The organism is Clostridium sp., assembly GCF_051278035.1.
In the GTDB taxonomy this organism is placed as follows: domain Bacteria; phylum Bacillota; class Clostridia; order Clostridiales; family Clostridiaceae; genus Clostridium_AD.
This window is the reverse complement of record NZ_JBNMNU010000043.1, coordinates 14619-27308: the sequence shown is the minus strand read 5'-3', so window position 1 is coordinate 27308 and position 12690 is coordinate 14619. Positions and strand designations below refer to the sequence as shown.

The 12690-nt window shown below is 30.1% G+C and carries 16 protein-coding genes; 6 read left to right on the top strand and 10 right to left on the bottom strand.

The annotated features are described in order from the left end of the window. Positions 1 to 173: 173 nt before the first annotated feature. From rlmH to ACJAX4_RS08545, 10 genes are all read right to left on the bottom strand, one after another. Complete coding sequence (gene rlmH, locus ACJAX4_RS08590; protein WP_435789048.1) at positions 174 to 653, bottom strand: 23S rRNA (pseudouridine(1915)-N(3))-methyltransferase RlmH; 480 nt, start codon at positions 651 to 653, stop codon at positions 174 to 176. Between the two features lie 120 nt (positions 654 to 773). Then, the gene (locus ACJAX4_RS08585; RefSeq protein WP_435789047.1) at positions 774 to 1571 is read right to left on the bottom strand and encodes an ABC transporter permease subunit; all 798 of its coding nucleotides are present in this window, start codon (positions 1569 to 1571) and stop codon (positions 774 to 776) included. A gap of 55 nt (positions 1572 to 1626) precedes the next feature. Next, positions 1627 to 2424, bottom strand: a complete 798-nt coding sequence (locus ACJAX4_RS08580; protein WP_435789046.1) for an ABC transporter permease subunit — start codon at positions 2422 to 2424, stop codon at positions 1627 to 1629. 5 nt (positions 2425 to 2429) lie between these two features. Further along, a complete protein-coding gene (locus tag ACJAX4_RS08575; RefSeq protein WP_435789045.1) occupies positions 2430 to 3314 on the bottom strand; it encodes an ABC transporter ATP-binding protein in 885 nt (294 codons plus the stop codon). 58 nt (positions 3315 to 3372) lie between these two features. Continuing rightward, positions 3373 to 3996 (bottom strand): TetR/AcrR family transcriptional regulator, encoded by a 624-nt coding sequence (locus ACJAX4_RS08570; protein WP_435789044.1) that lies wholly within the window; start codon positions 3994 to 3996, stop codon positions 3373 to 3375. Positions 3997 to 4179: 183 nt separating this feature from the next. After that, entirely contained in the window at positions 4180 to 4677 is a 498-nt protein-coding gene (locus ACJAX4_RS08565) for an SEC-C metal-binding domain-containing protein (protein ID WP_435789043.1), read from the bottom strand. Positions 4678 to 4788: 111 nt separating this feature from the next. After that, positions 4789 to 5352 carry a GerMN domain-containing protein gene (locus ACJAX4_RS08560; protein ID WP_435789042.1) on the bottom strand — a complete coding sequence of 188 codons (564 nt, stop codon included), beginning with the start codon at positions 5350 to 5352 and terminating at the stop codon, positions 4789 to 4791. A gap of 15 nt (positions 5353 to 5367) precedes the next feature. Beyond that, positions 5368 to 6153 carry an MBL fold metallo-hydrolase gene (locus tag ACJAX4_RS08555; protein ID WP_435789041.1) on the bottom strand — a complete coding sequence of 262 codons (786 nt, stop codon included), beginning with the start codon at positions 6151 to 6153 and terminating at the stop codon, positions 5368 to 5370. 25 nt (positions 6154 to 6178) lie between these two features. After that, a complete protein-coding gene (locus ACJAX4_RS08550; RefSeq protein ID WP_435789040.1) occupies positions 6179 to 7435 on the bottom strand; it encodes a UDP-N-acetylglucosamine 1-carboxyvinyltransferase in 1257 nt (418 codons plus the stop codon). A gap of 252 nt (positions 7436 to 7687) precedes the next feature. Further along, entirely contained in the window at positions 7688 to 7846 is a 159-nt protein-coding gene (locus ACJAX4_RS08545; protein WP_435789039.1) for a DUF1540 domain-containing protein, read from the bottom strand. A 236-nt stretch (positions 7847 to 8082) separates the two neighbouring features. Between ACJAX4_RS08545 and ACJAX4_RS08540 the strand changes: the two genes are divergently transcribed. From ACJAX4_RS08540 to ACJAX4_RS08515, 6 genes are all read left to right on the top strand, one after another. Further along, the gene (locus tag ACJAX4_RS08540; RefSeq protein ID WP_435789038.1) at positions 8083 to 8631 is read left to right on the top strand and encodes a hypothetical protein; all 549 of its coding nucleotides are present in this window, start codon (positions 8083 to 8085) and stop codon (positions 8629 to 8631) included. Between the two features lie 36 nt (positions 8632 to 8667). Beyond that, a complete protein-coding gene (locus ACJAX4_RS08535) occupies positions 8668 to 9216 on the top strand; it encodes a 2'-5' RNA ligase family protein (protein WP_435789037.1) in 549 nt (182 codons plus the stop codon). A 35-nt stretch (positions 9217 to 9251) separates the two neighbouring features. After that, entirely contained in the window at positions 9252 to 9737 is a 486-nt protein-coding gene (locus ACJAX4_RS08530) for a dUTP diphosphatase (protein ID WP_435789036.1), read from the top strand. Positions 9738 to 9817: 80 nt separating this feature from the next. Further along, the gene (locus tag ACJAX4_RS08525) at positions 9818 to 10246 is read left to right on the top strand and encodes a DMT family transporter (protein ID WP_435789035.1); all 429 of its coding nucleotides are present in this window, start codon (positions 9818 to 9820) and stop codon (positions 10244 to 10246) included. Positions 10247 to 10392: 146 nt separating this feature from the next. After that, the gene (locus tag ACJAX4_RS08520) at positions 10393 to 11298 is read left to right on the top strand and encodes a selenium metabolism-associated LysR family transcriptional regulator (RefSeq protein WP_435789034.1); all 906 of its coding nucleotides are present in this window, start codon (positions 10393 to 10395) and stop codon (positions 11296 to 11298) included. Positions 11299 to 11397: 99 nt separating this feature from the next. Then, positions 11398 to 12591, top strand: a complete 1194-nt coding sequence (locus tag ACJAX4_RS08515; RefSeq protein ID WP_435789033.1) for a S8 family serine peptidase — start codon at positions 11398 to 11400, stop codon at positions 12589 to 12591. Positions 12592 to 12690: the final 99 nt, after the last annotated feature.

Sequence of the window (12690 nt, the reverse complement as noted above, 5' to 3'; positions counted from 1 at the left end):
TTAAAATTTCTTTTGAAATGTTTGACATAAAAATACTCCTCCTTACAATCTTTGATAATCACTTATCTCAATTATTGCCAAGAAAGAGTATATTTTATTCTGTTTACACAAAATTATTTACAGGCCCCACTGCTATGAAAATATCAGTTTGTGATGCCTTAAATCTAACTGTGCTACTTATGGTACGGTTCGCCACTTATAATCCTAAACCCTCTATAAACCTGCTCAAGCAGCATCACTCTAAATAATTGATGTGGAAAAGTCATTTTTGAAAAGCATAATTTATAATTAGCTCTTTCCAAAACTGCCTTGGAAAGTCCTAATGAACCTCCAATTATAAAAGCTATATTACTATCCCCTTTTATTCCTAAATCTCTTATATAATTTGAAAGCTCCACTGATGATATCATATCACCCTCAAGCTCTAGTGCAATAACAAACATATTATCCTTTATGCCCTTAAGTATTGCGTCCCCTTCTTTATCCTTTATTATAGTTTCTTCTTTTTCAGAGGCATTATCGGGAGTTTTCTCATCACTTAATTCAACAATCCTTAGTTTGCAATATCTGGATAGTCTTTTTGTATACTCATCTATAGCACTTTTCAAATATTTCTCTTTTATTTTACCTACACAAATTATAGTTATATTCATTATAAAGTCTCCTTAATTTAAGTTATATTATAATTATCATACCTATAATATCCTATTTATATAATAAAAACAAATAACGTGGAGCAAAGCCCCACGTTATAAATAAAGTTTTATCTAATACTATATGCTCAAATCTCTTTTTCCGTAGAAGACATATGTGATGCTCACCATTGCAGCAATAATTAAAATAGATAATATTACAAAACTCAATTGAAATCCACCACCATACATCAAGTTTTTAGCATCAAAATATTTAAATGGTGTAAGGTATTTAAGACTTTCAAGCTTGCTGTTCATATCTACTGCTATAGATAGTATAAATGTAATTAATAGCACTGCTGTAGATATTGATGTAGCAGACTTTGGTTTTTTACATATTGCAGCTATGGCTGTGCCAATAAGCATAAACATAAGTTGCAAAATAAACATTCCAACCATTAAAATTATTATATCTGAACTTACAGATTCCCCATTGCTGTATTTCCCTACTATAATAATTGAAATCGCTAATGTAATAATGTTAAATATTAAAATATTCATTGTGGCTGCCAATAGTTTTGATGTTATAATTTTACTTCTTGAAATAGGTTTTACCATTAGAAACTCTGCGGTTTTATCTCGTTCTTCCTTTGAAATTATATCAGCCCCAAGCATAGTAGCATGTACTGTTGCCATAAGAACTAAGTATAAAAAGATTACTCCGTAAAATCCACTGGCCTTTGACAAATCAAAAGTACCCATACCCATAATGGCTTGCATAGATTTTGGCATTTGTGACATTAGCTCATTTATAGCTTGACTATCAGATGAAAATGCAACATATTTTCCCATGCCACCAGCAACCATAAGTAGTATACCAAAAGCCCATATAATAAGACCTTTTCTATGGGCTTTCATCTCTACAATAAATATATTCATAAATTGACCTCCTTATATTCCTTAATCATTACCTGCTGTGATTCAATATTAGTTGTTACACAGCATGAATATCCTTTTTAGCATATACAAAATAACTGGCAGTAATTGCTACAATAATAAATACTATTTCTACTATAATAAATGGAGTGTCATAACTAGAATTTTCTATAATGTAGTTTGCACTGAAATATTTAAAGGGAGTAATATATCGCACAGCACCATCCCCTGTAGTAGATGCAAGCATCCCAATAAAGAAAAATGCAAATACAGTGCCCAGAGAAATAGGTATCACAGATTTAATTTTTGAAGCCACTACAGAAATTATAACCCCTAGAGATAAAAACATAAGCTGAACGAAAAACAATGTAATAGAGATCATAAAGAATATTTTGTAACTATAGTCTACAGTTTTTACAATGGATGCCATAATGCTAGCAACCACTAAATAGGTAGCATTAGTAATTACTAGGCATGTTACTGCAGCTATTAGCTTTGATGTCATAATCTTGCTTCGGGTAACAGGCTTAGATAAAAGGAAATCTACTGTTTTCCCGCTTGTTTCCTTTGATATAATTGAAGTTCCTAAATTCATAGCTTGAATTGCTCCGCAAAGTGTTATATATAAAAATATATAGGCGTAAAACCCTAAGATAGAAGACATACTATCTACAGAAAGTCCCAATGCTTTTCTTACCGGCTCTGGAAATCCTTCCATTAATTTTCTAAATGTTTCAACTTCCTTTGAGAAAGCAGGAAACATCGACAGGAAAAGTACAACAAAAACAATTAAAGAACACGTCCATATGATAGTTGATTTTCTATAAGCCTTCATTTCGTGTAAAAACATATTCATAGCTTTTAGTCCTCCTTTTCATAGTAATGCATAAAAATCTCTTCAAGGTCTGGCTCTTCAATCCAAATATTAGTAATCTCAATTTCCGAAATCTTTTTCATAATAAAATTAATATTGCCCCTAAATAGAAAGCTTATTATATTGCCATTTACATTTAAATTAGTGGTCCCGTCAATTTTAAAATAATTATCATCAATTTTTGATTTCACTTCAATTTTAAATTTTTTATGATTATTTTCTTGTAAGGTACTAATTTTTTCTACCTTTATTATTTTCCCCTCTTTAATAATTGCAACGCGATTACATAGCCTTTGAACTTCGCCCAAAATGTGAGAAGAAAATAAAATTGTTGCCCCCTTCTTATTCTCTTCCTCTAGGAGTTCAAAAAAATTTTGTTGCATAAGTGGGTCAAGTCCACTAGTAGGTTCATCTAGTATAATAAGTTTAGGTGAGTGTAGTAGTCCTTGTACAATTCCAACTTTCTTCTTATTCCCAAAGGATAAATCATCAATCTTTTTATTTAGGTCAAGATCCATTATCTCTGCCAGTTCCACAATTTTCTTGCTACAATCTTTTTTATAAAAACTAGCTGAGTACTTTAGTAGATCAATAACCTTCATATTGTCATAATAAAAAACCTCTGATGGTAGATATCCTATTTCTTTTTTTATCTCTGGTCCAAATTCCACGCAGTCCTTACCAAAAATTGTAGCACTGCCAGACGTCGGATAAATAAGAGATAGTAGTGTTCTTATTAGTGTTGATTTGCCGGCACCATTAGGCCCAATAAACCCAAAAATTTCTCCCTGCTCGACATTAAAACTTACATCTATTATTCCCCTTGCCTTTCCGTAACTTTTAGTCAAATTCTTGATTTCGATAACATTCATTTTAATACCCCCTTATCAACATTTTAAATATAAAAATATTTTTCCATAAGTCTTAATGCTATTTATAGAAAGAATTTTTAAATATATCTATATAAATATCCATTTCTATAAATACTTTTTCATAATCAACCCGTTTAGAAACTGTTGTTCTTGCCTTTTGAAGCTCACTTACGCCGAGTCCCTCAAATGTCCACAATATGATATTCATAGCCCTACTTACATCTATCCCCTCGCGAAATTTAGATTCATCTATATTATTAAATACTTTACTATAATTACTCTCTAAAAAATTTTTATTTCTTTCTTCTATTTCATTCTTTACCTCATTACATTCTTCTCCAATTGCAACTTCGAAAAACTTAAAAATCATAGGGTATTTATACATAAGCTCCAATTTAAAAGATGCTATTTGTCGTAATTTTATAAAAATATCCTTTTCTTCCTGATCAACCTTCTTATAAAATCCATCCATGCAAAGTTCTATAGCATAATCGTAAACAAATATAAATAGATTTTTCTTGTTTTTGAAGTAGTGAAATAAAATTCCTTTTGATATCCCTGCCTTTTTAACAATTTCATTGGTAGATGCCTTTTCAAAGCCATTATCCGCAAATTCACTAATAGATGCCTCAAGTATTTTTTCCTGTTTTTCTAGATTTAAGTTTAAGAACTTTGAATACATTTTCATCACCTTCTTTTCTAAGTTATGATTGCTTAACATGGATTATAATATATTAATAATACTCTACCACCATTGACCCCGTCGGTCAACACATATTGTTTTATATCTTCTGTTAATTTTTCAAAAAAAATAAACCCCACACAAAAGTGCAAAGTTTTATTTATTACAATTTGGTGTTGTAGATTATTTCCCACAACACTTTTTGTATTTTTTCCCACTACCACAAGGACATGAATCATTTCTTCCAATTTTATCGGTATTTACTACTGTTTTGGAATCTTTATAATCTCTTTGAATTTCTTTTCTCTTTTCTTTTGAGAAGATTCCTTCCCATTGCGGAAGTTCATATAGATAATCTGCTTTTGCATCTAGCATATTAAAATAAAGTTTTTCAAAGTCTATTATAAAATGTACTTCTGTATCGATTTCAGTTTTCTCTAAGTCAACAGGTTGCGTAAGACTATCATTTATTCCATCAGTAAATCCCATAAAATATATGTTGGACACATCAAAATGTTTTGCAAGATTCTCTACTGTCCCCTTAAGTTCATCTTTATGATTCGACAATAGTTTAGTGTATATACGTTTTTCAACTTCTCCATATTCTTCCCAAAACGCAGACTCTCCTCTACGTTTAACATAATCAACCACCATATCCGTCCATTCTTTATATAAACCCATTATCTATTCTCCTTTAAATGTAATATATTTTGTTGTGTTACATTATTATAATAAAAATTTCATTAGTTTTCAACACCTATGTCTAATATTCTTATATATAATACATTATTTTTATTTTTTAATTGAAATTATTTCACTTTTGTTAAAAGGTTTGGATATATCAAAGTTTCCACCTAAAGTAACAATATTCTTATTCTCCATTGTTAATTTAACTCTTGCTACAGATGGTAATTGAGTTAAAGAAGTTGCTATGCCTTCTAGACAAATTCTTTCTTTGGTTTCTGTCATAACCATTTTAGCTTCTTTACTCAAGTTAATATGGGCAATATTATCTTTAATAGAGAAACTTATAAGTCTAGTCTCTTTAGGCAATATAGGTTTTAGGTCACTTTGTGCTGTAGGTCCTTTAATAAGTTCTTGCATAATACTTTCACCTATAAGCTCTTCTTTATTTATCATTCTTACATCTTTAACCATTTCTACAGTAGTATCGTCTTTAGACCCATCAAAGTAGATACCATACTCAATGAAATCATCTTTTTCCAAAGGAAGTTTTAGGGTTTCAAGCTTTTCTTTGTTTGTTACGCTTTTCATATCTTTTTTTTCACAACCCAAAAATGACACAGTAGAGATAACTAGCAATGAACATAATAATATTTGCACTTTTCTTTTCATATCTGACCTCTCCCTTTAGAACTCGATTAAATCACTTGGCATATCTCTTCTAGCTAAAATCAAGGAAATATCCCTGCCTATTTTGATTTTGTTTTCATTAAGTATATTAGCAACCGTTTGATATGCTAACTCAGGATAATTATTAGTTTTACTTAAATGTCCTAAAATAATACGCTTTTTCTTATCATTCATTATTTCTACTATGGCTTTCCCACATGCGTCATTGGATAAATGTCCAACATCACTTAATATTCGTCTTTTTAATGGATAAGGATACGGTCCAAATTTGACCATTTCTACATCATGATTACTCTCAAGCAAAATTACATCTGCGTCTTTTATCATAGCCTTTACTTCGTCAGAAAAATAGCCTAAATCCGTAGCTATGCAAGCCTTCTTATTTCCACTATACAAGGCATATCCAGTGGGTGCTGCTGCATCATGTGATATGTTATAATTTATTATATGCATGTCCTTAATTTCCACATTATTGTTATAAATAAGTTTTATATTATTATCTTTTATATTTCCTATTTTGGTTTCCATAGCTTTCCAAGTGTTTTCATTTGCATATATTGGTATATCATATCTTCTAGAAATAATTCCTGCACCCTTTATGTGGTCAGAATGTTCATGTGTTATAAAAATACCATCCACATCACTCGGATTTTGATTTATATGTTTAAGTGCACTTTCAATACTTTTTCCTGGCATACCAGCATCCACTAAAATTTTTGTGTGTTCTGATGCTGCAAATACGCTATTTCCCGTACTTCCACTATATAATGGGCAAAATATCATAATAGTCTCCTTTTATTTTATATTGTTATATAGTAACTCTTCTTATGTCTGCCCCTATACTCATGAATTTTTCTTCTATGTTAGGATATCCCCTATCGATATGTTCAATCCCTAAAATCTCCGTTGTGCCTTCTGCTATAAGGCCTGCTATAACTAGTGCTGCTCCTGCTCTTAGGTCCGATGCTGTTACTACAGTTCCTATAAGTTTATCTACGCCTTGCACTGTAGCAATGCTTCCATTAACTTCAATATTAGCACCCATTTTCAAAAGTTCATCCACATGTTTAAATCTTGCTTCCCAGATGCTTTCATTTATTATGCTTTTACCCTCTGAAACACTTAAAAGTGTATTCATTGGTTGCTGAACATCTGTTGGAAATCCTGGATAAGGAAGAGTTTTTATATTTACTGCCTTTAGCCTACCTTCAGCTTTAACTGTAACACTGTCTCCACCTTCAATTACCTCTGCTCCCATTTCCATAAGCTTTGCAGAAATTGATTCAAGATGTTTTGGGATTACATTATTCACAGTTAATTGCCCACCACAAGCAGCTGCCGCTATCATAAATGTACCTGCCTCGATTTGATCCGGGATTACGCTATATGTACATCCTGTTAATTCTTTTACCCCTATAATCCTTATAACATCAGTACCTGCACCTTTAACATTAGCTCCCATGGAGTTCAAAAAGTTAGCTACATCAACAACATGCGGCTCTTTTGCAGAATTCTCTAATATAGTTGTCCCTTCGGCAAGTGTAGCCGCAGACATAACGTTGATTGTAGCACCTACACTAACAACATCAAAATAAATACTAGTCCCAATTAACTTGTCCGCCTTAACATTTACAGCGCCATCTTCAATAGTTACCGTCGCTCCAAGTGCCTCAAAGCCCTTTATATGCTGATCTATAGGCCTAACGCCTATAGGACATCCACCAGGGAGGTCTACTTTAGCCCGTTTAAACCTAGCCAAAAGTGCGCCAATAAGATAATAAGACGCTCTCATTCTTCTTACATCTTCAGTATTTGCATCTTTACTGTTTATGTTTGAACTATCTATAGACACTGAATCTTTATCTCTTTTTATTCCGCAACCTAAATCTTCTAATATTCTTTCGATACAATTCACGTCTTCTATATCTGGAATATTTTCAATGATACACTTACCCTTGCTCGCTATTATTGCCACTGGCAAAATTGCTACTGCGGCATTTTTGGCGCCACTGATTTCTACTTCACCAAAGATACGTCTACCTCCGTTAATTACCAATTTATCCATATCTGTATCATCCTCACTATATATTATATATTGTGTTACTTTTATTTATATTTTTACTTTTATTTATATTTTTACTTTTATTTATATTTTTATTTATATTCTTTAATTATACCATATCTACATTATATTCTAACACTTATTTTGCGAATGTGAAATAGTATTATTTTGTTGTGCATTAAATCTCATAAGATATGATGGTTTTTCTCATAACAATAAAAAATCACTCGTATTTTTACGAGTGATTTTTTATTGTTATGAGATTTTAAAACTTGCGCAATCAGTACATTCTGGCGTTTTAGCAACATTCTCATGTTTTGTAACTTCAATTTTGTTTAAAGTACAATAATTATCTTCTTTACAATGGTGTTTACACTCATTTACCGTACAACCTATACTATCATTATGATTCATAAAAAAAGCACCTCCCTTTATTAACTACAAAATTATTATTAGCATAATTAAAATTAATTATGCTAATAATCAAAAAAAGTATAAATTACTTAGTTTACATTTATTTTTTTAATAAACTTCAATACATAAATTTACATTAAAAATACAAAACTCAAATATTATGTTATAATATAGTTATAATTTACTTAAAATAATATTAGCCAATCTTGGCTATTAATTCTGTTCGGAGGAAAGATATGAAATATTTTTTAGTTGCACTATTTGATGAAGACTCTAATTCTATTATTCAAAATATTCAAAGAGACATTTGTAAGAAATATAAACTATATAAGAGTTCTCCTAATTTGTATATACCTATAACTGCTATAACAAATCCTGATTTGGAAAAATTAGATGTAGTAGTTTCTAAAATTGTAAATCCATATAAAAAATTTAAAGTAGATTTAAATAATAGTATTAATCTAAGCGAAAATTTCAGCCAAGTTAGCCTTAAGGTTGAAGATAAAGGTTATATTTTTAGATTAGCAAGAAATATAACAGACACTTTAGATTTACATGGCTTTAATGTTAATAAAGAGAATGACCCCATTAATCTTCATATTCTATTAGCTAATGCTAATCACACAATTAAAAAATCATCCAATGGCGGATCAATTTCTATTGATGATAGTTTAGATAAAAATGATTTTTATAAATTTGCAAAAGTCTCTAGGCTTGAATTATGGAAACAGATTAGTAATAAAAAAGAAATGCTCGTTAAGACATATACACTACGTAACTACTAAAATATACTAACTTATATTCTGATGGGGGTGGTTAAAATGATTTATTACTTAGTTGGCCTATTTGATGAGGTTTCTAGTGAATATATTAAATCTATGCAAAAGAGACTTTGCATCAAATATAACCTGTTTAATTCCGATAATAATTTACCTAGGCTACATATAACACTAGAAACAATAAACAATCCAAATCTTCAGGATTTGGATATCTCCCTAACCCAAATTCTGAAAGATTATAAAAAATTTCAAGTGGACATAAATGGTGTAATATGTTTTGATCCTCCATATAAATCAATAAATTTAAATATTAAAAATAAAGGTACAATTTATGAACTATCTAAAAATATAAATATTATTTTAAAGTCACAAGGCTTTACTGTTAGAGAAGAAATTGAAAAATGGAATCTACATATTTCACTCGCTAACACAAATTTTGCTGATAGGGAGTGGTCTGATAATGAATATTTGACCGCTTGTAATTTGGCTAAGGATGAGGGTTTTACCCAAACTATTACACTTAATGCCATAGAGCTTTGGAAACCTGTTAATAATAAGGATGAAATGGTGATAAAAAAATATTTTCTATAATTAATGCATAATTAAAAATAAAGGCGGTTTCAAACATGAATTTACAAAAATTATTTCAAATGCAAAGCACTTTGGACAATCGAATTCTAACAGAACACAACTTAGAAGGCATGAACTTATTATATAAAAAAATACTTTCTCTTCAAGTTGAACTTGGAGAACTCGCAAATGAAACTCGTTGTTTTAAATTTTGGAGTACAAAACAGCCTTCAAGCAAAGATATAACCCTTGAAGAATATGTTGATTGTCTTCACTTCATTTTAAGCATAGGTATTGAAAAAAAGTTTACTGATATAATTTTAGATGATAAACAGAAAACTTCAGAGCTATTCCAACAGTTTTTAGATATATATGTAAATATATCAGATTTTATAATTTCTTCTTCTTTAGATAACTATTTAACTATTTTTAAGAATTTTTTGTGCTTAGGTAAAAATTTAGGTTTTAGCAACGATGATATTCAAAATGCATATTTTTATAAAAATAACATTAATCATGAAAGACAGGATAATGGATACTAGTTTACCCCAGTTCAAATAACTAAAATTTTAAATATTACAACATATTCTGGGTAAACTAACCTAAAGGAGTGTGATTGTAATTGGGGTTGATTTTTTCTATAATTGCAGGGATTTCAATGAGTTTTCAGGGTGTTTTTAATACAAGAACAAGTGAAAAAATTGGGCTTTGGGAAACTAATGTTTTCGTTCAAGGTACTGGGTTTTTACTTACTCTAATAATACTTCTTATCGCTGGTAATGGTAATTTTAAAGCTATAAAAGAAGTGAATAAATTATATTTACTAGGAGGAATCTTAGGTGCTATAATTATATTCTCTGTTATGCAAGGTATATCAAGGCTAGGAGCAACTTATTCAATTGCCACTATATTAGTTGCTCAGCTTTTAGCTGCTTGTTTAATTGATTGCTATGGAGTATTTGGTGCTCAGCAAATAAAATTTACCTTATCTAAATTCATAGGCATTGGCACAATGATTGTTGGTATAGTAATATTTAAGTGGAAAGGGTAATAAGCTCTTTCTATTTTTTTGATACTAAGCATTTTTATATTGCCTATTGAAGTTATATATGCATAATTATATATGTACTATTAAATCATTAAATTAAAACTAACTCCTACTTATAGTTTTAATATTTTTTTAAAGGAGGACCCCTTATGGATTTTAAACAAATAGAAGCCTTCACAAGCGTTGCAAAATTTAAAAGTTTTTCTAAGGCAGCCAGTACAATTTACTTATCCCAACCTACAATAAGCTCGCATATAGCTAGCTTAGAAAAAGAATTAAACGTCCAACTTTTCGACAGAACTTCTAAAGTCGTTTACTTAACCCCAGCAGGAGAATCATTTTTAGATTATGCAATTAATTTAATAAACACTCGTAATAATGCTATTTCTAATCTTTCTAATTTTAATACGAAAGTATCCGGCAAATTAAATTTGTCAGCTAGCACTACCCCTTGTAATTCATTGGTGCCAGATCTTATAAATAAATTCAGTGGTCTCTACCCTGATGTACGCTTTAATATTACAGAACAAGGCTCTGGCGATATAATAAAAAGCATTTTAGATCTTAACTGTGAAATTGGTATAGTTGGAACAACCATTAAAAATGAAAAAATTAAAAGTTACAAGCTTATGGAAGACGATCTTGTTTTAGTATCTAGTACTGAGCTAAATATTCCTGATGAAATAACTCTAAAAGATTTATTAAAATATAAGTTTATAATTAGAGATAAAAAATCAGCAACTAGGAGTACCCTAGCTACTGCTCTTGAATCAAAAGGTATAAACCCTAATTTATTGAACATATTTTGTGAAGTTAATAATTTAGACAACCTTCTTCAATTTGTAAAGATGGGAACAGGGGTATCTATTATTTCAGAAAAAATTTCTTTTGATTATATTGATAGCAGTAAACTAAAGATAAGTAAAATTAAAGATTTACTCTTAAAAAGGAATTTATATTTAATTGTTAATTCAAAACGCACCTTAACGCCAGTTGCTAATGCCTTTTTTAGTATGTGTGAGGAAATGTTTTCATTAGGAGAATGCGAAGAATAAGGTATATATTACAATTGTAATATATACCTTTCTTTTTATTAACACATTTTAAAAACTTGCATATACTATAATAATGTAACAATATCTTAGGAGGCATACATGTTTTCCTTCAAAAATAAGTTAGACCCTTCTCTAAGGCACGCTATACTAAGTAAGCTGTATGAAAACTATAGGGTAATAATACACTGCAAATCCCTTGAAATTAAAACTATTAATAAAATTCAGTCTTTGAAATGCAATATTTTACGTCATATTCCCTCCATAAACTGTATTTGCGCTATTTTAACCTCTAGTGCTATAGATAGATTGCTAGAATATCCACAGGTATCATATATAATTTTTGATTCTTATGCACATTTGTGTGGCAATAGTATCCTATCGTCTAACGGCATCTCCTTTCAAAGTAACTATGATCTGACCGGAAAAGGCGTTGGCATTGGAATAATTGATAGCGGTGTATACCCCCATTGTGACATATTAAATCCAAGTAATAGAATTAAAAAATTCATAGATAATGTTAATAATCTAAATTATCCATATGATGATAATGGTCACGGTACCTTTGTTAGCGGTCTAATATGTGGTAGTGGGTATGGTTCAAACGGAATGTACAGAGGAGTTGCTAAAAATAGCCACATTTATATGATTAAAGCTTTTAATAAAATCGGAAGGGGCTTTCTTTCTGATATTTTGTTTTCATTAGATACTCTAATTAATGAAAGTAATGACTTAAATATTAAGGTTATTTTCCTTCCTTTTGAGACTATGGAAACAAATGAATTTATGCTTTCACTGTTTTCAAAGCTCTTTGATATTGCAATATTAAAAGGTATTGTGGTAATTGTTCCTAGTGGAAGCAATAATAGTATTAAAAGTTCAATAAGGGGCATAGCTACACTTAGTAACTGTATAACCGTTGGTGGCTATGATAGTATAGGAACTCCAAAAATATATGAATACTCTTCCTGTGGGCCTTTTCAGAAACTTGATAAGCCAAATTTGATTGCTGCTTGTGTTGATATTTGTTCTTGCCTATCGGACACACAATTTATCTCTGAAAAAAATGGTATGAAACTTTATCCTCCTCACCTCACTAATTTATATACGAATTACACAGGAACGTCCTGCTCCGCTGCTTTTATAAGCGGAATTTGTGCTCTTTTATATGAAAATAATAGTGATTTATGTTTCAAAGATATATTGGCATTACTTAAAGGATCTTCAAACTTAATAAATTCTCCACAATACATGCAAGGTGCCGGCATTTTAAATTTAGAGAAATTACTGCCTTAAATGTTATTCACAAAAAACATATTAATATTTTTTGAACTTTAGTTAATAATATATACAGTATAAACCATTTGGTGTATACTATAAATATTATATACTATT